Annotated in this window: 15 protein-coding genes; 10 read left to right on the top strand and 5 right to left on the bottom strand. The window is 55.7% G+C overall.

All coding sequences use genetic code 11. From position 1 onward, the window contains the following. Window positions 1–147: 147 nt before the first annotated feature. The gene (barA, locus tag CRO87_RS16920; protein WP_097164104.1) at window positions 148–2,898 is read right to left on the bottom strand and encodes a two-component sensor histidine kinase BarA; all 2,751 of its coding nucleotides are present in this window, start codon (window positions 2,896–2,898) and stop codon (window positions 148–150) included. Window positions 2,899–2,955: 57 nt separating this feature from the next. On the opposite strand from barA, the gene rlmD reads away from it, so the two are divergent. The 5 genes from rlmD to eno all read left to right on the top strand — a co-directional run bounded on the left by rlmD (window position 2,956) and on the right by eno (window position 10,667). Next, window positions 2,956–4,254 carry a 23S rRNA (uracil(1939)-C(5))-methyltransferase RlmD gene (rlmD, locus tag CRO87_RS16915; protein WP_097164103.1) on the top strand — a complete coding sequence of 433 codons (1,299 nt, stop codon included), beginning with the start codon at window positions 2,956–2,958 and terminating at the stop codon, window positions 4,252–4,254. 51 nt (window positions 4,255–4,305) lie between these two features. Beyond that, window positions 4,306–6,540 carry a GTP diphosphokinase gene (gene relA / locus CRO87_RS16910; RefSeq protein ID WP_097164102.1) on the top strand — a complete coding sequence of 745 codons (2,235 nt, stop codon included), beginning with the start codon at window positions 4,306–4,308 and terminating at the stop codon, window positions 6,538–6,540. A gap of 98 nt (window positions 6,541–6,638) precedes the next feature. Next, window positions 6,639–7,430 carry a nucleoside triphosphate pyrophosphohydrolase gene (gene mazG / locus CRO87_RS16905; RefSeq protein WP_097164101.1) on the top strand — a complete coding sequence of 264 codons (792 nt, stop codon included), beginning with the start codon at window positions 6,639–6,641 and terminating at the stop codon, window positions 7,428–7,430. Window positions 7,431–7,653: 223 nt separating this feature from the next. Beyond that, complete coding sequence (gene pyrG / locus CRO87_RS16900) at window positions 7,654–9,291, top strand: glutamine hydrolyzing CTP synthase (RefSeq protein ID WP_097164100.1); 1,638 nt, start codon at window positions 7,654–7,656, stop codon at window positions 9,289–9,291. Between the two features lie 80 nt (window positions 9,292–9,371). Then, a complete protein-coding gene (gene eno / locus CRO87_RS16895; RefSeq protein WP_097164099.1) occupies window positions 9,372–10,667 on the top strand; it encodes a phosphopyruvate hydratase in 1,296 nt (431 codons plus the stop codon). A 66-nt stretch (window positions 10,668–10,733) separates the two neighbouring features. On the opposite strand, the gene CRO87_RS16890 is transcribed toward eno, so the two are convergent. Next, window positions 10,734–11,558, bottom strand: coding sequence for a MurR/RpiR family transcriptional regulator (locus tag CRO87_RS16890; protein WP_097164098.1), 825 nt, complete (start codon window positions 11,556–11,558; stop codon window positions 10,734–10,736). A 166-nt stretch (window positions 11,559–11,724) separates the two neighbouring features. Between CRO87_RS16890 and CRO87_RS16885 the strand changes: the two genes are divergently transcribed. Both CRO87_RS16885 and CRO87_RS16880 read left to right on the top strand, forming a co-directional pair. After that, window positions 11,725–13,284, top strand: a complete 1,560-nt coding sequence (locus tag CRO87_RS16885; RefSeq protein WP_097164097.1) for a maltose/glucose-specific PTS transporter subunit IIC — start codon at window positions 11,725–11,727, stop codon at window positions 13,282–13,284. Beyond that, entirely contained in the window at window positions 13,281–13,970 is a 690-nt protein-coding gene (locus CRO87_RS16880; protein WP_097164096.1) for an N-acetylmannosamine-6-phosphate 2-epimerase, read from the top strand. The genes CRO87_RS16885 and CRO87_RS16880 overlap by 4 nt, the downstream gene beginning before the upstream one ends. A gap of 45 nt (window positions 13,971–14,015) precedes the next feature. On the opposite strand, the gene CRO87_RS16875 is transcribed toward CRO87_RS16880, so the two are convergent. Beyond that, window positions 14,016–15,125: an SDR family oxidoreductase gene (locus tag CRO87_RS16875; RefSeq protein WP_097164095.1), complete on the bottom strand. Its 1,110-nt coding sequence runs from the start codon at window positions 15,123–15,125 to the stop codon at window positions 14,016–14,018. Between the two features lie 196 nt (window positions 15,126–15,321). On the opposite strand from CRO87_RS16875, the gene queE reads away from it, so the two are divergent. Further along, the gene (gene queE / locus CRO87_RS16870) at window positions 15,322–15,993 is read left to right on the top strand and encodes a 7-carboxy-7-deazaguanine synthase QueE (RefSeq protein ID WP_097164094.1); all 672 of its coding nucleotides are present in this window, start codon (window positions 15,322–15,324) and stop codon (window positions 15,991–15,993) included. Between the two features lie 105 nt (window positions 15,994–16,098). On the opposite strand, the gene CRO87_RS16865 is transcribed toward queE, so the two are convergent. Then, entirely contained in the window at window positions 16,099–17,577 is a 1,479-nt protein-coding gene (locus tag CRO87_RS16865; protein WP_097164093.1) for an FGGY-family carbohydrate kinase, read from the bottom strand. Between the two features lie 25 nt (window positions 17,578–17,602). After that, on the bottom strand, window positions 17,603–18,904 hold the full coding sequence (locus tag CRO87_RS16860; protein ID WP_097164092.1) for a nitrate/nitrite transporter: 1,302 nt from the start codon (window positions 18,902–18,904) through the stop codon (window positions 17,603–17,605). 332 nt (window positions 18,905–19,236) lie between these two features. Here CRO87_RS16860 and CRO87_RS16855 point away from each other — a divergent pair, with 332 nt between their 5' ends. Further along, window positions 19,237–20,022, top strand: a complete 786-nt coding sequence (locus tag CRO87_RS16855; RefSeq protein ID WP_097164091.1) for an SDR family oxidoreductase — start codon at window positions 19,237–19,239, stop codon at window positions 20,020–20,022. An 81-nt stretch (window positions 20,023–20,103) separates the two neighbouring features. Beyond that, window positions 20,104–21,558, top strand: a complete 1,455-nt coding sequence (locus CRO87_RS16850) for an FAD-binding oxidoreductase (protein ID WP_097164090.1) — start codon at window positions 20,104–20,106, stop codon at window positions 21,556–21,558. The last annotated feature ends 40 nt before the right edge of the window (window positions 21,559–21,598 follow it).

The following is a 21,598-nucleotide window of genomic DNA, read 5'->3' as shown; positions in this document are numbered from 1 at the left end:
CAGTCACCTCTGCCCTTTAGGGCGAGGGAGAAAGTCAAAACTCGCACTGAACAGTCACCTCTGCCCTTTAGGGCGAGGAAGAAAGTCAATACCCGCACTGAACAGTTCCCTCTCCCCTTTGGGGAGAGGGTTAGGGTGAGGGGAAAATCACCCCAAAATCTCCCGCGCTTCCCGGGCAACATTGTCCATCTCATCCAGCAGTTCGAGAAACTCGGGTTCAAGATCCTCTGGCGCAATGCCGTTACGCAGCTGCCCTTCAATCAGATGACACAGGTTTTTTAGTCGTGGCACGCCGCTGTAGCCGCAGCTGCCATGGAGCTTGTGAATGGCATCGACCAGATCATCCGGATTTTCACCCACCAGCTGCTCTTCCACTTTGTTACGAATTTCCGGCAGAAACTCCACCAGCATTTGCAGCATGTCCCGCGCCAGGTTCTGCTTGTTAGCGGCCTGGCGCAGGGCCAGCGCCCAGTCGAGCGTGGTGTTGATATTCACCGGCGGCTGCGGCTCAGACACCTCAATCGGCGGCGCGCTCATGCCGGGCTTATAGCGTAGCAGCAGGTTAAGCAGCTTGTTCTCTTCGATAGGCTTCGCCAGATAGTCATTCATCCCGGCGCTCAGCAGCTTCTCTTTCTGGCCCGCCATGGCGTGCGCGGTGACCGCAATCACCGGCGTCTGCTGCTGGTGCGGCAGTTGGTGAATCAGCTCGCAGGCGCGAATGCCGTCCATGTCCGGCATCTGAATATCCATCAGGATCAGGTCGAACTGCATCTGCCTGGCTCGCTCAATAGCCTGCTGGCCGCTGTCGCACAGCTCTACGTTTTGTACCTGATCTTCCAGTAACGCGCCGATAAGCTTCAGGTTAGCCGGATTGTCATCCACCGCCATCACTGACATCCCTAAGCGCGAATCGCTGGAAGCGGGGGGCGCCGCGGCATGGCTGGTGCGGCAATATTCCGCCAGTGCGGGCAGTAAGCGAGTAGAGGTTAGCGGTTTCAGCAGACAGGCGGCTGCGCCGTTGCTCTTGAGCGCTTCGGCATTGACCTGCGCGTGGCAAGGCAGCGCCAGCACCAGGAAGTCGGTCATTGAATTGGCGCGGGCAAGCTTGTCGGCGTGCATGTTCAAATCGCGCATTGAAACGGGCACCGCAATCAGCAGAATATCGTAACGATCTTCCGGCAGGGCAGAGAAGGTCGGGCTGTATACCACCTCCAGCGGCGTGGTGGCCAGCATGTCCAGCGTTGCTTGCGCGGCGGCAGCGTTGGCTTCGACGTAGGCCAGACGTTTTCCCGCAAGGCAGCCAATGGTCTGCCCCTCTGGCGAACCCACGTTAGGGTTGAGATCGAGGTTAATGTGGAACCAGAAGGTCGAACCGCGGTTCGGCTGGCTGTGGAAGGAGATATCACCGCCCATCTCTTTAACCAGTTTCTGGGTGATGACGAGGCCAAGCCCGGTGCCGCCGTGACGGCGTGAAATGCTGGCATCCGCCTGACGGAAAGCCTGGAACAGCCGCGACTGGTCACGTTCGGGAATGCCGATGCCGGTGTCGCGGATCTGCACCTCAATCTGCGCTTTGTTGTTACTCAGCGAGCGTTTTTCCACCAGCACATCAATGTTGCCGTTTTCAGTAAATTTGATCGCGTTGCCGACCAGATTCGTGATGACCTGCTGAAGGCGCAGAGGATCGCCAATCACGTTGTCTGGCACGTCGTTCTTGATGTTGAGGGTCAGCTCAAGCCCTTTGTCGTGGGCAGAGTGAGCGAGCAGCGTCACCACTTCATCGAGCGAATTGCGCAGCGGGAAAGGAATATTTTCGAGCACCAGCTTGCCTGCTTCCAGCTTTGAGAAGTCGAGGACGTCATTGATGATCGCCAGCAGGTTATTCGCCGATCGCTCAATGGTGCTGAGGTGATCGCGCTGGGTTGGGTTCAGATCGGTTTTCAGCGTCAGGCGCGTGAAGCCAATCACGCCGTTGAGAGGGGTTCGCAGCTCATGTGACATATTGGCGAGGAACTCGGACTTAATGCGCGCCGCTTCCTGAGCACGCTTTTTGGCGAGATCCAGTTCGACGTTCTGGATCTCCATCTGCTCAAGGGTTTCACGCAGATCGGAGGTCGCCTGGTCGACGTTGTGCTGCATCTCTTCGTGATAGGCGGCAAGCGACATCGCCATCGAGTTGATGCCGTTTTTCAGCATATCCAGCTCACCGAGCATAAAGCCTTCCACGCGGCTGTCGAGCTGACCACGACGTATGCGGTCGACGGTATTGACCATGTTGCGAATCGGCCCGGTGACGTCACGCATCAGACGCCAGCCGAAAATCAGCGCGATGCCGATGCAGAACAGCATCATCACGCTGGAGATAAAGATCTCCTTATACTGCTGTAAGCGCACGGACTTCAGATCCAGCTCCAGCGCCACGTAGCCGAGCATATTGACCGGGGTTTTAGCATCCGAGGTTGGCGACTCATCCGGCGAATAGCTTTCGGAAATAATGGGCGTGCGCAGGATCATCAGATCGCCGCTGCGGATGACGCTCAGCCTGCGGGGCAGCGGGGAGCCTTTCGGCAACTGTAATTCGCCCGGATCGAGATGATAGTTGGAGGTAACAAACAGCCGGTTGTGCTCATCGTAGACCGAAATGGCCCGCACGATATCCGAATGGCGGCGATGCAGGACGCTGATCAGCTGTCCTATTGACTCGCGGTTTTGCAGGTTCATGCCATATTCACTGGAGACGGCGAGCGGCTCAATGATGCTGGCCCCGGCGTCTTCCAGCTGACGTTGCAGGTCGTGATATCGGTGAACGACAAAGAAGATGCTGAGCAGCAAACCGATAAGCACGGTCGGGGCGAGAATCAGGATCATCATGCGCGCGCGCAGGCTGTAGTTGGTCATGGCGGTCCGTTATGGGAGAATCAGGGTTAACACACTATGTTTGAGATAATGCTCTGAATGGCGCAATTCTACTCTGCAAAACGCCGCGTGACGACGCGCGAGATCATAACCGTAACGGTAAACGACCTGGATCCCTTTGGCCAGGGCGTGGCGCGCCATAACGGAAAGGCACTTTTTATCAATGGATTACTGCCCGGTGAACAGGCAGAAATCCGCATCACTGAAGATAAAAAACAGTATGCGCGCGGGCAAGTAAAACGTCGGCTGAATGATAGCCCGGAGCGCGAAAAACCGCGCTGTCCGCATTTTGGCGTCTGCGGCGGCTGTCAGCAGCAGCACGCCAGCGTCGCGTTACAGGAACGCAGCAAGCAGGCGGCACTGGCGCGATTAATGAAGCGGGACGTGAACGAAATCCTCTCTGCCAACCCCTGGGGTTACCGCCGTCGCGCGCGTTTGAGTCTGAATTATCAGCCAAAGAACCACCAATTGCAGATGGGTTTTCGCAAGGCGGGGTCGAACGACATCGTTAATGTGACGCAGTGCCCCGTTTTGGTGCCCGCTCTTGAGGCATTATTGCCCGCCGTACGCGACTGCCTGAGCGGGCTTGCCGGAATTCGCCATCTTGGTCATGTCGAACTGGTGCTGGCAGACAACGGTCCGCTGATGGTGTTGCGCCATACCGCACCGCTGAGTGCGGCGGATAAAGCAAAACTGGAACAGTTTTCGCATTCACACCAGCTTGCGCTCTGGCTTGCCCCGCAAAGCGATAGCATTGAACAGGTTAGCGGTGAGCAGCCCTGGTACAGTTCAGACGGGCTACGCTTAACGTTCAGCCCGCGCGATTTTATTCAGGTCAATGATGGCGTGAACCAGAAGATGGTGGCTGCCGCGCTGGAATGGCTGGACGTTCAGCCAGGCGACCGCGTGCTGGATCTGTTTTGTGGAATGGGCAACTTTACTCTTCCGTTGGCGAAGCGCGCGGCGAGCGTCGTCGGCGTTGAAGGCGTGCCTGCGCTGGTCGAAAAAGGGCAGCAGAACGCGGAACGTAACGCGTTGCACAATGTGACATTCTTTCACGAAAACCTCGAAGAAGATGTCACCCTTCAGGCCTGGGCGAAAAACGGGTTTGACAAAATTTTACTCGATCCTGCACGTGCGGGCGCACCGGGCGTGATGCAGCATATTGTAAAATTGGCCCCCAAACGGGTGGTGTATGTTTCCTGCAACCCGGCGACGCTGGCGCGGGACAGCGAAGTGCTGCTGGCGGCAGGCTATCAAATTCAGCGTCTGGCAATGCTGGATATGTTCCCGCACACTGGGCACCTGGAGTCGATGGTGCTGTTTGAGCACAATTAATGAATCAAGGCTTGTCGAATTCGACAGGCCCGGTCCCTAAAGGAGAGGACAATGGTTGCGGTACGCAGTGCACATCTTAATAAAGCTGGGGAGTTCGATCCGGTTAAATGGATAGCAAGCCTGGGCATTTCCAGCCAACAGTCGTGTGAACGCTTAGCCGAAACATGGACCTATTGTCGTGAACAAACCCTCGATCGCCCCGATGCGGAGCTGCTGCTCTGGCGCGGCGTTGAGATGGTTGAAATTCTCTCCATGCTGAATATGGATATCGACTCCCTGCGGGCGGCGATGCTGTTTCCGCTGGTGGTAGACGAGGTGGTCAGCGAAGAAACGCTGGAGCAGAGTGTTGGCAAATCCATCGTGACGCTGATTCACGGCGTGCGCGACATGGCCGCCATTCGCCAGCTGAAAGCCACTCACAACGATTCCGTCTCTTCTGAACAGGTCGATAACGTGCGGCGCATGCTGCTGGCGATGGTCGACGATTTCCGCTGCGTGGTTATCAAGCTTGCCGAGCGTATTGCCCACCTGCGAGAGGTGAAGGACGCGCCGGAAGACGAACGCGTGCTGGCGGCAAAAGAGTGTACCAATATCTACGCGCCGCTGGCGAACCGCCTCGGCATCGGCCAGCTGAAGTGGGAGCTGGAAGATTACTGCTTCCGTTACCTGCACCCGGCGGAATATAAGCGCATTGCCAAACTGCTGCACGAGCGCCGTATCGATCGTGAACACTACATCGACGAGTTCGTCGGCACGCTGCGTGGCTCCATCAAAGAAGAGGGCGTGAAGGCCGAGGTTTACGGCCGGCCGAAGCACATCTACAGCATCTGGCGAAAAATGCAGAAGAAGCATCTGCAGTTTGACGAGCTGTTTGACGTGCGCGCGGTGCGTATCGTCGCTGAGCGTTTGCAGGATTGCTACGCGGCGCTCGGCATCGTGCATACCCACTTCCGTCACCTGCCGGATGAGTTCGACGATTACGTCGCTAACCCAAAACCGAACGGCTATCAGTCAATCCACACCGTCGTTTTAGGGCCGGGTGGTAAAACCGTAGAAATTCAAATCCGTACCCGCCAGATGCACGAAGAGTCCGAGCTTGGCGTGGCGGCGCACTGGAAATACAAAGAGGGCGCGGCCTCCAGCGGCGCTCGCGGTCACGAAGACCGTATTGCCTGGCTGCGTAAGCTGATTGCGTGGCAGGAAGAGATGGCCGATTCGGGCGAAATGCTCGATGAAGTGCGCAGCCAGGTCTTCGACGATCGGGTCTACGTGTTCACCCCGAAAGGCGACGTGGTCGATTTGCCTGCGGGCTCCACGCCGCTCGATTTCGCCTATCACATTCACAGTAACGTTGGGCATCGCTGCATCGGCGCGAAGATCGGCGGGCGCATCGTGCCGTTTACCTATCAGCTGCAGATGGGCGATCAGATAGAGATCCTTACCCAGAAGCAGCCGAACCCGAGCCGCGACTGGCTGAACCCGAACCTGGGCTACGTCACCACCAGCCGCGGGCGCTCGAAAATTCACGCCTGGTTCCGCAAACAGGATCGCGACAAGAACATTCTGGCGGGGCGTCAGATCCTCGACGATGAGCTGGAACGCCTCGGTATCAACCTGAAGGAAGCGGAGAAGCACCTGCTGCCGCGCTACAACTTCAACGAGCTTGACGAGCTGCTGGCGGCCATCGGCGGCGGCGACATTCGCCTTAACCAGATGGTCAATTTCCTGCAGGGCCAGTTCAACAAGCCGAGCGCGGCGGAGCAGGATGCGGCGGCGCTGAAACAGCTTCAGCAGAAAACCTACAACCCGCAGCAGAATCGCAAGAAAGACGACGGCCGCGTGGTAGTCGAAGGTGTGGGCAATCTGATGCACCACATTGCGCGCTGCTGCCAGCCGATTCCGGGCGATGATATTGTTGGTTTTATCACGCAGGGACGCGGGATTTCCGTGCACCGCGCTGACTGCGACCAACTGGTGGAACTGCAGTCTCACGCGCCGGAACGCATCGTTGATGCCGTCTGGGGCGAAAGCTACTCCGCCGGGTATTCGCTGGTGGTCCGCGTGCAGGCCAATGACCGCAGCGGCCTGCTGCGCGACATCACCACCATCCTCGCGAACGAAAAGGTCAACGTGCTGGGCGTGGCCAGCCGCAGCGACACAAAGCAGCAGCTGGCGACCATCGACATGACCATCGAAATCTACAACCTGCAGGTGCTGGGCCGCGTGCTCGGCAAGCTGAATCAGGTGCCGGACGTGATTGACGCTCGCCGTTTGCACGGCAGTTAATTTTTTTCTCTCTTATCCTGACCGACAATGTTTTCTCCCTCTCCCTGAGGGAGAGGGCCGGGGTGAGGGGGAAATCTGACATATTGCAAGGAACTCCCATGAATCAAATCGACCGCCTGCTCGGCATCATGAAGCGCCTGCGCGACCCGGAAAACGGCTGTCCGTGGGACAAAGAGCAGACCTTCGCCACCATCGCGCCTTACACCCTCGAAGAAACCTACGAAGTGCTGGATGCCATCAGCCGTGAGGATTTTGACGACCTGCGCGGTGAGCTTGGCGACCTGCTGTTCCAGGTGGTGTTCTACGCTCAGATGGCGCAGGAAGAAGGGCGCTTTAACTTCGATGATATCTGCGCCGCCATCAGCGACAAGCTTGAACGCCGCCATCCGCATATCTTTGGCGATGCCACCGCCAGCAACAGCACGGAAGTGCTGGAGCGCTGGGAAGCTATCAAGAGCGCTGAACGTGCTGAAAAAGCACAGCATTCTGCTCTCGACGACATTCCACACAGCCTGCCTGCGCTGATGCGTTCCCATAAAATCCAGAAGCGCGTCTCTGCCGTTGGCTTCGACTGGACTTCGCTCGGCCCGGTGCTCGACAAAGTGTATGAAGAGATCGACGAAGTGATGCACGAGGCCAAACAGGCCGTCATTGACGAAGCAAAGCTCGAAGAGGAAATGGGCGACCTGCTGTTCGCGACGGTCAATCTTTCGCGTCATTTAGGCGTCAAAGCCGAGACGGCTTTGCAAAAAGCCAACCTCAAATTCGAGCGTCGTTTCCGCGAAGTGGAACGGATTGTTGCCGCGCGAGGCCTGGAAATGACCGGGATCGACCTCGAAGCGATGGAAAGCGTGTGGCAGGAAGTAAAACGACAGGAAACTGATCTCTAACACTTTTTTGCGATCAAGCGCGATTTGTGTGATTTTTAAAATGACAAGCGCTTGATTTGCGTCAAAAACATTTACCCAAAAGGGGCTATTTTCTCACTCCTTATCTTGCTTGAGCCTGGGAATGGAGGCGAAGAATGAATGTTTGTGGCGCTCGCCGTGTTCGGGTATACTACTTTCCCGTCCTGGTTATTCCATCATTCCAACCTAACTTCTCAGGTTCAGCATGACAACGAACTATATTTTTGTGACCGGCGGGGTCGTATCCTCTCTGGGTAAAGGCATTGCAGCCGCCTCCCTCGCAGCCATCCTCGAAGCCCGTGGCCTTAACGTGACCATGATGAAGCTGGATCCGTACATCAACGTCGATCCGGGCACCATGAGTCCTATCCAGCACGGGGAAGTGTTCGTTACTGAAGACGGCGCTGAAACCGACCTGGACCTGGGTCACTACGAGCGTTTCATTCGCACCAAAATGACTCGCCGCAACAACTTCACCACTGGCCGTATCTATTCTGACGTTCTGCGTAAAGAGCGCCGTGGCGACTATCTGGGCGCAACCGTTCAGGTTATTCCGCACATCACCAACGCCATTAAAGAGCGCGTGCTCGCAGGCGGTGAAGGCCACGACGTGGTGCTGGTAGAAATCGGCGGAACCGTCGGTGATATCGAATCCCTGCCGTTCCTCGAAGCCATTCGCCAGCTGGCCGTGGATATTGGTCGTGAACACGCGCTGTTCATGCACCTGACTCTGGTGCCTTACCTGGCCGCGGCGGGTGAAGTCAAAACCAAACCGACTCAGCACTCCGTAAAAGAGCTGCTCTCCATCGGTATCCAGCCAGATATTCTGATCTGCCGCTCCGATCGTGCGGTTCCGGCTAACGAACGTGCAAAAATTGCATTGTTCTGTAACGTTCCAGAAAAAGCCGTTATCTCGATGAAAGACGTCGATTCCATTTATAAAATCCCGGGCCTGTTGAAATCACAGGGCCTGGACGATTATATTTGTAAACGATTCAGCTTGAACGTTCCGGAAGCAAATCTGTCAGAATGGGAACAGGTTATCTACGAAGAAGCTAACCCGGCTGGCGAAGTGAACATTGGTATGGTCGGCAAGTATATTGAACTGCCGGATGCCTATAAGTCCGTTATCGAAGCGCTGAAGCACGGTGGTCTGAAGAACCGCGTTTCCGTCAACATCAAGCTGATTGACTCGCAGGATGTTGAAACTCGCGGTGTAGAAATTCTGAAAGATCTGGATGCTATTCTTATCCCTGGCGGCTTCGGCTACCGTGGTGTAGAAGGCAAGATCGCTACCGCACGCTATGCGCGTGAAAACAATATTCCTTACCTCGGCATTTGCCTGGGTATGCAGGTTGCGTTGATCGAGTTCGCTCGTAACGTAGTCGGGATGGAAAACGCCAACTCGACGGAATTTGTGCCAGACTGTAAGTACCCGGTTGTGGCCCTTATCACCGAATGGCGTGACGAAGACGGGAATGTCGAAGTGCGTACTGAGAAAAGCGATCTCGGCGGCACCATGCGTCTGGGGGCTCAGGCCTGCCAGCTCAGCGACGACAGCCTGGTTCGCAAGATGTACGGCGAAGAGACTATCACCGAGCGTCACCGTCACCGCTATGAAGTCAACAATATGCTGTTGAAACAGATTGAAGCTGCGGGCCTGCGCGTTGCGGGCCGTTCCGGGGATGATCAGTTGGTCGAGATCATCGAGGTGCCTAACCATCCGTGGTTCGTCGCCTGTCAGTTCCATCCGGAGTTTACTTCTACGCCGCGTGATGGGCATCCGCTGTTTGCAGGCTTCGTGAAAGCCGCCAGCGAGTACCAGAAGCGTCAGGCGAAGTAAGAAAAGTTAGAACGGCAGCGCCCCAGGTTGGGGCGTTGTTTGTCTGGAGTTTTAGTTTAACTTGTACTGAGGAAAACCTAATGTCCAAAATCGTTAAAGTCATCGGTCGTGAAATCATCGACTCCCGTGGTAACCCGACTGTTGAAGCCGAAGTACACCTGGAAGGTGGTTTCGTCGGTATGGCTGCTGCACCATCAGGTGCATCTACCGGTTCCCGCGAAGCGCTGGAACTGCGTGATGGCGACAAATCCCGCTACATGGGTAAAGGCGTACTGAAAGCTGTTGGCGCGGTAAACGGCCCAATCGCTCAGGCAATCCTTGGCAAAGATGCCAAAGATCAGGCTGGCATCGACAAGATCATGATCGATCTGGACGGTACTGAAAACAAATCTAACTTCGGCGCTAACGCAATCCTGGCTGTGTCTCTGGCAAACGCTAAAGCAGCAGCTGCTTCCAAAGGTCAGCCGCTGTTCGAACACATCGCTGAACTGAACGGCACCCCAGGCAAATACTCCATGCCAGTTCCGATGATGAACATCATCAACGGCGGTGAGCACGCGGACAACAACGTTGATATTCAGGAATTCATGATTCAGCCAGTTGGCGCGAAATCCCTGAAAGAAGCGGTACGTATGGGTTCTGAAGTGTTCCACAACCTGGCTAAAGTTCTGAAAGCTAAAGGTATGAACACTGCAGTTGGTGACGAAGGTGGCTACGCGCCAAACCTGGGTTCCAACGCAGAAGCTCTGGCTGTTATCGCTGAAGCGGTTAAAGCAGCAGGCTACGAGCTGGGCACCGACATCACCCTGGCGATGGACTGTGCAGCATCTGAATTCTACAAAGACGGTAAATACGTTCTGGCTGGCGAAGGCAACAAAGCGTTCACCTCCGAAGAGTTCACTCACTTCCTGGAAGACCTGACCAAACAGTACCCAATCGTCTCCATCGAAGATGGCCTGGACGAATCTGACTGGGCTGGTTTCGCATACCAGACCAAAGTACTGGGCGACAAAATCCAGCTGGTTGGTGACGATCTGTTCGTAACCAACACCAAGATCCTGAAAGAAGGCATCGAGAAAGGCATCGTTAACTCCATCCTGATCAAATTCAACCAGATCGGTTCCCTGACCGAAACTCTGGCTGCAATCAAGATGGCTAAAGATGCTGGCTACACCGCTGTCATCTCTCACCGTTCCGGTGAAACCGAAGATGCAACCATCGCTGACCTGGCGGTAGGTACTGCAGCAGGCCAGATCAAAACCGGTTCCATGAGCCGTTCTGACCGTGTTGCTAAGTACAACCAGCTGATCCGTATCGAAGAAGCGCTGGGCGAAAAAGCACCTTACAACGGTCGTAAAGAGATCAAAGGTCAGTAAGTCTGACTTTCGCTCTTACTAAAAAACCCGCCTCGGCGGGTTTTTTTATGTCTGAAGCTTAGGGATTTACAGCAGCAGCGGCAGCGTCGCGCTGGCCGTTTGCTGGTTGACGTCGCTGTAGTGCTCATCGAGTGCAATCAGTGAAGTCGTCAGCAGTTCAACAAGCAGCATGACACCCACTTTGGCATTGAGCGCCCCTGCGCTCAGCGGCCCTTCGGGCTTGGCCGCCACCAGCTGAATATCGCTCAGGGAAGCCAGCGGGCTGCGCGGGGTGTTACTGAGCGACAGCACCTGCACGCCACACTTGCGCGCAAGCTTCACCACGTGGAGCAAATCACGCGTTGAGCCGGAACTCGAAATAGCTACCACCAGCGTGTTTTTTGAAAGCGTGGTGGCATTCATTGCCGCGCGATGCATATCGCTGAAAAGCTGCGCCGGTTTGCCGAGGCGCAGCAGCTTGTAATGCAGATACTCGCCGAGAATGGCGCTGGCCGCCACGCCGTAGATTTGCACTGAGTCCGCCTGGTGCAGCGCCTGGGCCGCCTGTTCCAGCAGTGCCCTGTCGAGCAACTTGGCGGTATCCTGTAAGGCCTGAACGGATTCACTGACCACGTTATCAATTTCATCGCCGCTGTGCTCAGTCGGTTGACCCTGCTGAATATCCAGCGCCAGCGCCATCTTAAACTCGTTGTAGCCCTTGCAGCCCAGCGTGCGGCACAGGCGCGTCACGCTTGCCTCGCTGGTTTCACTTTCGCGCGCCAGCTCGGTGATCGTCAGGTAAAGCACCTTCGCTGGATCGCCCAGCACAAACTCTCCCAGCTTTTGCTGTGTCGGGCTGTAGCCGGACACGCCCTGGCGCAGCCTTAACAGCAGATTTTCATTGTCTGACATGCAGGATCCTTAATGCGTTTCTCTGTGGCTAGTGTGGCGGAAAGCAGGGGATCGGCGCCAGTCATTTTAAAAAAGTATGATCGGCCTCCGGGTTTGTGGTGATAATTTTCACATGAGTATATTTGTGTGGTAAAAATTTTCATCACAACGACAGGGGAATGAAAAAATGAATCAAATATTCAGCGGTGCCTCCTCGGGGGCGTGGTTTGAAAAGGCGCAGCGCTTCGGAAAATCGTTCATGCTGCCGATCGCGGTGCTGCCTGCCGCAGGGCTGCTGTTGGGAATCGGCGGAGCGCTCTCTAACCCGAACACCTTAACGGCATACCCGTTCCTGGATGTGGCCTGGCTGCAGGCCATCTTTACCATCATGAGCAGCGCGGGCTCGATTGTCTTTGCCAATCTCTCGGTGCTGTTTGCAGTCGGGGTTGCCGTTGGTTTGGCGAAAACCGACAAAGGCACCGCCGGGCTCGCGGCGCTGCTGGCATTTTTGGTGATGAACGCCACGATTAACGCTTTGCTTACGCTAAACGGCACGCTGGCGCATGAGAACCCGGGCGCGGTCGGCCAGGGAATGACGCTGGGCATTCAGACCCTGGAAACGGGCGTGTTTGGCGGCGTGGTGATTGGCCTGGTGACCTGCGCCTTGCATCATCGCTTCAATAAAATTGCGCTGCCGCAGTTCCTCGGTTTCTTCGGCGGCTCGCGCTTTGTGCCCATTATCAGCTCACTGGCGGCAATTTTGGTCGGCGCCATCATGACGGTCGTGTGGCCCCATTTTCAGAAGCTGATTTTTGGCCTTGGCGGGCTGGTGGATGCCACAGGCTACCTCGGCACCTTTCTCTACGGCTTTATCCTGCGCATGCTCGGACCCTTTGGCCTGCACCATATTTTCTATTTACCGTTCTGGACCACGGCGCTCGGCGGCAGTGAAATCGTCAACGGCCAGCTGGTGGAAGGCACGCAGCGCATCTTCTTCGCGCAGTTAGCCGATCCGGCCACACAGCAGTTCTATATCGGTACCTCGCGCTTTATGTCCGGGCGCTTCATCACCATGATGTTTGGCCTGATTGGGGCGTGTCTGGCGATGTACCACACCGCGAAGCCGGAGAACAAAAAGCGCGTGGCTGGCCTGCTGCTCTCAGCGGCGCTGACCTCTTTCCTGACGGGGATCACCGAGCCGATTGAGTTCTCCTTCCTGTTTGTGGCACCCGTGCTCTACGTCATCCACGCCTTCTTCGACGGGCTGGCGTTTATGATCGCCCATATTCTGCACATCACCATCGGCCAGACTTTCTCTGGCGGCTTTATTGACTTCATTCTCTTCGGTGTATTGCAGGGCGAAGCCAAAACTCACTGGATGTACGTGCCGCTGGTCGGCGTGCCGTGGTTCTGCCTTTACTACTTCACGTTCCGCTTCCTGATTAACCGCTTTGGCTTCATGACGCCGGGCCGGGAGAAAGAAGCGACGGTCGAAAATGTCATCCCGCAAAGCGGACGTGCGGCGGCAGTCATCGCCGGGCTGGGCGGGCGTGACAATCTGGAAGAAGTGGACTGCTGCGCCACGCGCCTGCGCGTCACGGTGAAGGACGGCGGGAAAGTCGATCAGGAAGCACTGAAAGCCACGGGCGCGCGCGGCGTGATCCTGCGAGGCAACGGCGTACAGGTCATCTATGGCCCACACGTCACGATTATTAAAAATGAAGTGGAAGAGAGCTTAGCGTTATGAAAACCGTACTGGATACCCTGAAAGGGAAGTTAATCGTCTCCTGCCAGGCGCTGGATAATGAGCCATTACACAGCCCGTTTATCATGTCCAGGATGGCGGTGGCGGCAGAAGAAGGGGGCGCGGAGGGCATTCGTGCCAACAGCGTGGTGGACATTGCCGCCATTAAGCAGCAGGTTTCGCTACCGGTGATTGGCATCATCAAGCGTGATTATCCGGACAGTGAGGTATTTATCACCGCGACGATGAAAGAGGTAGATGAACTGATGAGCGTCGGGCCGGAAATCATCGCGCTTGATGCCACCGCTCGCCCGCGCCCAGGTAGGCAACGGTTGGATGCACTGGTTGCGGAAATTCGCGCTAAGTATCCGTCGGTGCTGCTGATGGCAGATATCTCAACGGCGGAAGAGGCGCTCACGGCGCAGTCGCTCGGGTTTGATTGTGTGGGCACCACGCTTTACGGTTATACGGCAGAAACGGCGGGCCACACGCTGCCGGAAAACGACTGCGGTTTTTTACGCGAAGTGCTGGCCGCAGTGAGCATTCCGGTGGTGGCGGAAGGGAACGTAGAAACCCCGGCGCTGGCGGCGCAGTGCCTTGAAATGGGCGCGCATACCGTGGTGGTGGGCGGCGCGATTACTCGTCCTCAGCAAATTACGGCGCGCTTTGCGGCGGCCATCAAAGCCTGACGTTTCGCCCTTAATAAAAAACCCGCCTCGGCGGGTTTTAGCTTCTTATTTAAAATCAACGGCCATCTGCTGGGGGATCGACATGCCCTGCGTCGTCTGCACGCAGCGGGCGATGTAGTCCGTAAAGCGTGGCGGTTTAGGCATGCCGAGGCTCAGCAACTTTTCGTTGCTGAAGCGCACGTTGAGCATCGCAAACGCGCCGTACAGACGCATCGCTTTCAGCATCAGGCGCTCGTTGCAGGGGCCAAAAATGCCTTTCAGCTCACGGCGCGTTTTGACCAGCGTTTCATAGCTTACCTGCGCGTACTGGTCGCTGACCGGCGCTTTCTCCAGCGCCAGCGCCATGGCGTCATCAATCTCTGCAAAGCGCACGCTGTTCTCTTCGCCAGCGGAAATGTGGACTACTTCGCCCTGCGCCACCTTGCCGGAAAGCAGCATGAGCAGCGCATCGGCGCAGTAATCAACCGGGATCACGTCGATTCTGTCCTCAAGCGAACACATGAACTTCTGTAGCATCAGCGCCATGCTGAAGACCCAGAAAATGCTGCTGGAGGGTTGGCAGCCGTGATCGGTATGGCCGACGACAATGGAAGGTCGGGCAATCACTAACGGCAGAGATGGGCATTCTTCGCGCATCAGTTGTTCGATGGTGGATTTCGAGTGGGTATATTCCACAAGATGCTCCGCACGTTCGTGGAAAGTGGCACTTTCTGAAACCAGCGAATCAGGTTCTGGCGCGCAGGACATCGCGGTGCCAACGTGTAAAAAGCGCAGCAGACCGCTCACCTGAGACATGCGGCGCGCAAAGGCCAGCGTGCCTTCCACGTTAACTTTCCAGATAAGCGGATTGTTGCCAAAAGAGGCCACGGCGGCGCAGTTCAGCACGTGCGTCACGCTGTCCAGACGGGTGTCATTGAGGAAATCTTCTGGCGAACCGAGATCGCCGAGCAGGATATGACCCTCATTCAGCCGTGCCAGTCGGGCTTCGCTGACGTTGAACTTGCGCATATTGTCCTTCACGCGCTCAACCGCCGCAGATTTGTTGTCAGCCCTGACTAACAAGAGATAAGTAAAGTCTGATTCCTGATTGAGCAGTTTTTCAAAAACCGCGCCGCCCAGAAAACCGGTCACACCTGTCATCAATAACGTATTCAAGATTGCACTCTCGCTTAAAAGGATGCGACGAGTGTAGGGAGTGGGATATCAACGCCGTATCAATGGCGTTTGCGACGGAGCCTGAGAGTGTGAGGCGTTTAGGATTGGTTGCAGAAGTGCGCCACGCAGCCGGTTGGCTCGCCCTGAGGGGCTAAATCTGCGATAATTATCGTTTACTCCTATCACCGAGACGACTATGCAGTACCCGATTAACGAAATGTTCCAGACCCTGCAAGGCGAGGGTTACTTCACTGGCGTTCCTGCCATTTTTATTCGCTTACAGGGATGCCCGGTTGGCTGTGCGTGGTGCGATACCAAACATACCTGGGAGATGCTGGAAGATCGGGAAGTCTCTTTGTTCAGCATTCTGGCGAAAACCAAAGAGAGCGACAAATGGGGCGCAGGCACCCCGGAAGATCTGCTGACTGCCATCACCCGCCAGGGCTGGACGGCGCGCCATGTGGTGATCACCGGCGGCGAACCCTGCATTCATGATTTAACGCCGCTGACCACGCTGCTCGAGCAGAACGGCTACAGCTGTCAGATTGAAACCAGCGGCACCCATGAAGTGCGCTGCTCGCACGCCACCTGGGTCACCGTGTCGCCGAAAGTGAATATGCGCGGCGGGTACGAAGTGCTGTCCCAGGCGCTGCATCGCGCCGATGAAATCAAGCATCCGGTTGGCCGCGTGCGCGACATCGAAGCGCTGGATGAACTGCTGGCAACGCTGAGCGACGAAAAGCAGCGCGTCATTGCGCTGCAGCCAATCAGCCAGAAAGACGACGCCACGCGCCTGTGCATCGAAACCTGCATCGCCCGCAACTGGCGTCTGTCGATGCAGACGCATAAATACCTGAATATTGCCTGATGAAATGCCGGGTGGCGCTGGCGCTTACCCGGCCTACGATTCGGGATTTTGTAGGCCCGGTAAGGTGTTAGCCGCCACCGGGCACTCTGCCACCCGGAAAAAAAATCAGGCGTTCGACCAGCTCTGAATCGCCTCTACCTGACTCAAATCCCCATGGAACACTTCGTACGATTTTTTCAGAATCGGATCGGTGTGTTTGGTCAGATCTTTAAAGATCCCTTTATTCATCGCCTCGTAGCGCACAGCATGGGCGGCAACCGGGGTAAACACGTCTTTCACCCGCACCATATTATCTACCGCTTTTTGATACGACGAATAAAGGCCCAGGCCCACGGCAGTATTAATGGCTGCACCGAGGCTGGCGCAGCCGTTAATCGCATTACGGCGGGCGGGCATGTTGAAGACGTCGGCGAAAATCTGCATAAACAGATCGCTGTTGGAGCCGCCGCCGGTGATGATCACCTGCTTCGCCTGCTGGCGCATTTCGCTCGTCATGCTGTCGTAGTTGTTTTTCAGCGTCAGGGCTATGCTTTCGAGGATTGAGCGGTAAATCCACGCGTAGTCCATCGTGGCGTTGAAGCCAATCATGATGCCGCGCTTATACGGCTCCCACGGATTAGTCAGCCAGTCGAGCACGGTCATCAGGCCGTCGCAGCCTGGAGGAACATGGCTGGCTTTTTGATTGAGCAAATCCTCCGGCGAAATGCCTTTGGCTTTTGCATCCTGAATCAGCGACTCGCCGAGCATGTCGCGCAGCCAGCTGACGGTCCACATGCCTTTGCGAATGCCGTAGCCTTCATACAGCAGCGTTTCCGGGATGGAGGACATAATCGGCCAGTAGGCCTGTGGGTCTTTCGGCAACTGCCTGCCGTTCATCATCAGCGCGATGTAGGTGCCGAGCGAAATAACAGCCGTTTCATCGTCGAGCAAGCCCGCGCCGAGGGCCTCAACGGCCTTATCGCTGGTGCTGCACACCACCGGCAGCCCCTGCGGGAAGCCCGTCGCTTTTGCCGCTTCAGCCGTGATATGGCCTAACACCGTGCCCGGCATCTGCACGTCAAACAGCATTTCGCGAGGAATATTGAATTTCTCGAAAACGGCCGGGTCTTCGCTCCAGTTCCAGGTTTTGTAGTCCACCGGCCACTGTCCGAAGTAGTTGGCGATGTTGTCCTTACGCTCGCCGGTGAGGCGAAGCGAAAGATAGCCGGAGAAGGACGTCACGAAGGCAACGTCATTATTTGTGTGCTCATAAGGGCGCGTCACGCGGGAATCCTGCCAGCTGATAAGCTGCGCGGCGGGCGTGCCGTCTTTCTTCAGCAGTGCGCGACAGCAGCGGATGGAGCCGAGGCCGATGCCGACGATGTTTTCTGCCCTGCCGCCAAACTGGCGCATCAAATCTTTACCGGCTGCGCACAGTGAGGTCCAGAGATCGTCGTCCGGATGTTCCACCGTATCCGCATCAGGCGTGTACATTGGCTGCAATAACCCTTTGCCCTCGCAGACCACGTTCCCTTTCAGGTCGTACATCACGACTTTGGTACTCTGACTGCCGCCATCAATTCCAATGATGTATTTCTCAGACATTGTCCATCTCCTTTAAATTGACCCGTCACTCGCCTGCGCTTTCTGCGGCCAGCGACGCTACGTTTTCCGTTTCCTGACCCGCGGCGCGGATTTTCCTGAACAGCAGGAAGGTAAAGACGATAACCATGCAGACTGCGCCCAGGCCCATTAGCCACATGTTGCGGTAGGCTTCGGCGGCGGGCAGCGTGTCTTGCCAGTAACCGACGACAGGGTAAACAAAGACGTCGGGCAGGAAGCCGATCACCGAACAGATCCCGACGGTGGTGCCCATAATAAAGGTCGGCGTTCTGGCTTCGCCCGGGCAGGCGAAATAGAGCCCGCGTGAGGCATAACAGGTGAAAGCCAGCAGCAGAATCAGGCCGATCCCGATAGCAACAGACTGCGGATTGTTATTGGTCGCCAGCAGGGCAACCAGCGTCAGGGCGCTGATGACGGAGAGGATCTGAATCACACGCGTCGGCGATTTCACCCGGCTATAGGTGGTTATCAGCCCGCCTAACGGGCCACAGAAGGCCCGGAAGATTTTGTTAATGACGATTCCCATATAGCTCGCGGCAACCAGCGACATGCCGTACATCTCGGTCAGGTAGTTGGTGGAGTAGCTGAGGATGGCGTAAATGGTGTACACGCCGAAGATAATCAGGCTGCAATACCAGGTGGTGCTGATGCGCAGTACGGAAAGGATATCGCTGAGCTGGAAAGCTTTTTTCGGCTGAGCCGCATCCGTTACGCCCGGTTCCACGCCGTCGGCGACGAAAAACCAGCAGAGGATCCCCAGCAGAATATAGACCACGCTGTAGATCAGAATCACCGTTTTCAGGCTGTTCGGATCGTCAGCGGCGAAGCGGGAGAAGGCCCACATCGTGAACACCGCCAGCGACATCACGCCCACGCCGCGCAGCCCTTCCATCCAGCCCATGATCTTGCCCTGCTCGGTGCTGTCGCCCAGCATCGAAGCGGCTTTGATCGACACCGACCACAGCATCAGAATGGTGGTGATGGCAAAGGCCACCTGAATCAGCAGCATGACCCAGAGCGGCGGATAGGTGGCCATTAGCAGGCCGAGCAGCCCGGTCACGATCATTGCCGAGGTGATCATTTTACGGTGCGAGAATTTATCGGCAATGACGCCGCTGGGCGCATAGAGAATAATTGCGGTTATTCCGAAAGTACTCATGATTAACCCAATTTCGGTATTGCTAAATCCCATAAATTTTGCCATAGGGATTTGGTAAATATAACGTAAATAAGCCAGGTCAAAACTCACGCCGCCACTAAAGCTAATAATGGCGAGGGTTATCCAACGGCGATATGATGATTTTTGCATATCGTTCTCTCGTGTTATCTGGACGGAAAACAAACAAAAAAAAGAGAAAAGTAAGCCGCCTTTGCAGGTGGATTACTTTTCTCATGGGCTCTAGTAATTGTCGTAACAAATAACATGTTCAGCGGAGTTTGAGTGTGAGAATAATCACGCTTCTTACGTTTACTCAATTTGCATGAGTGAAACCCGGCTCTGTGAAGCGCATCACATTCGCCCCCGGACGGCTGTGCTAAAAATTACGCCCAGTTACCAGAGAATATGAGAAAGGTGACTTCCCTCTTCGCGGGGGAAGTTGCCTTTCTTTTTTTTTGCCTGAAGGATTATGGAGCCACATTATGTCTATCGAGTCGCTTAATGCATTTTCAATGGATTTCTTCTCCCTGAAGGGAAAAACGGCCATCGTCACCGGCGGCAACAGCGGCCTGGGCCAGGCGTTTGCGATGGCGCTGGCGAAAGCCGGGGCGAATCTGTTTATCCCAAGCTTCATCAAAGACAACGGCGAAACCCGCGAGCTGATTGAGCAGCAGGGCGTGCAGGTCGAATTCATGCAGGTCGATATCACCGCCGAAGGTGCCCCGGGTAAGATTATCGCGGCCTGCTGTGAGCGCTTTGGCACGGTCGATATTCTGGTGAACAACGCCGGAATTTGTAAGCTGAACAAAGTGCTGGATTTTGGTCGTGCCGACTGGGACCCGATGATCGACGTCAACCTGACGGCGGCCTTTGAATTAAGCCACGAAGCAGCAAAAGTGATGATTCCGCAAAAGCACGGAAAAATTATTAATATCTGTTCGTTATTTTCGTATTTAGGTGGACAGTGGTCACCTGCTTATTCCGCAACCAAACATGCGTTAGCCGGTTTTACCAAAGCCTATTGTGATGAATTAGGTCAGTACAATATTCAGGTTAATGGTATTGCGCCTGGATATTATGCAACCGAAATTACAACGGCCACGCGCAGTAATCCAGAGACCAACCAACGTGTGCTGGATCATATTCCTGCGAATCGCTGGGGAGATACCCAGGATTTAATGGGGGCAATGGTTTATCTTTCCAGCCGCGCTTCTGATTATGTGAATGGTCATTTATTAGTCGTCGACGGTGGATATTTAGTCCGCTAATTAAGGTAATTCTTAATAGATATTGCCTGTTGAGTACGGTGGTTCCTGCATTTTTTACTCTTAAATCAGAAAGGAAACGTTATGTCTTTATCCCGCGAAGCAATTGTTGATCAGGTGAAAGAGATTGTTGGCCCGGAACGCGTTGTCACCGATGAGAACGTACTGAAGAAAAACAGCGTCGATCGCTTCAGAAAATTTGCCGACATTCACGGTGTGTTCACGCTGCCGCTGCCGGCGGCGGTGGTAAAACTGGGATCCACTCAGCAGGTTTCTCAGGTGCTGGCGTTTATGAACCAGCACAAAATCAACGGCGTGCCGCGCACCGGGGCATCCGCGACGGAAGGCGGGCTGGAAACGGTGGTGAAAAATTCGCTGGTGCTCGACGGCTCCGGGATGAACAAAATCATCGATATTGATATCGAGAACATGCAGGCCACCGCGCAGTGCGGCGTCCCGCTGGAGGTGCTGGAAAACGCCCTGCGCGCCAAAGGCTACACCACGGGTCACTCGCCGCAGTCAAAACCGCTGGCGCAGATGGGCGGCCTGGTCGCCACCCGCAGTATCGGCCAGTTCTCTACGCTGTATGGCGCAATTGAAGACATGGTGGTTGGGCTTGAGGCCGTGCTGCCGGACGGTACCATCACGCGCATCAAAAACGTGCCGCGCCGTGCCGCCGGGCCGGACATTCGCCACATCATCATCGGCAACGAAGGGGCGCTGTGCTACATCACGGAAGTGACGGTGAAAATTTTCAAATTCACCCCGGAAAACAACCTCTTCTACGGCTACATCCTCGACGACATGAAGGTGGGCTTCGATATCCTGCGCGAAGTGATGGTTGAGGGCTATCGTCCGTCCATCGCACGTCTTTACGACGCCGAAGACGGCACGCAGCACTTTACCCATTTCGCCGACGGCAAATGCGTGCTGATCTTTATGGCAGAGGGAAATCCACGTATCGCGAAAGCGACCGGGGAAGGGATTGCCGAGGTTGTTGCCCGCTACCCGCAGTGCACCCGCGTGGACAGCAAGCTTATTGAAAACTGGTTCAACCATCTGAACTGGGGTCCGGAGAAGGTCGCGGCTGAACGTGTACAGATCCTCAAAACCGGCAATATGGGCTTCACCACGGAAGTGTCCGGTGACTGGAGCAGCATCCATCAGATTTACGAGCGCGTGATCCACCGTATCCGCACCGAGTTCCCGCACGCCGATGACATCACCATGCTCGGCGGTCACTCTTCTCACAGCTATATCAATGGCACCAATATGTACTTCGTGTACGACTACAACGTGGTGGGCTGCAAGCCGGAAGAAGAGATCGACAAGTACCACAACCCGCTGAACAAAATCATTTGCGAGGAGACGATCAATCTTGGCGGCTCGATGGTTCACCATCACGGCATCGGTAAACACCGCGTGCACTGGGCCAAAGCGGAACACGGCACCGCCTGGGCGCTGCTGGAAGGGCTGAAGAAGCAGTTCGATCCGAACGGCATCATGAACACCGGGACTATCTATCCGATTGAAAAATAACCGCTATAAAGGCTTCTCCTTCGGGGAAGCCGTCTTTTTT

This window comes from Enterobacter sp. CC120223-11, from assembly GCF_900215375.1.
In the GTDB taxonomy this organism is placed as follows: Bacteria; Pseudomonadota; Gammaproteobacteria; order Enterobacterales; family Enterobacteriaceae; genus Scandinavium.
The sequence above is the reverse complement of the archived record's forward strand: the minus strand, read 5'-3'. Positions and strand labels throughout refer to the sequence as shown.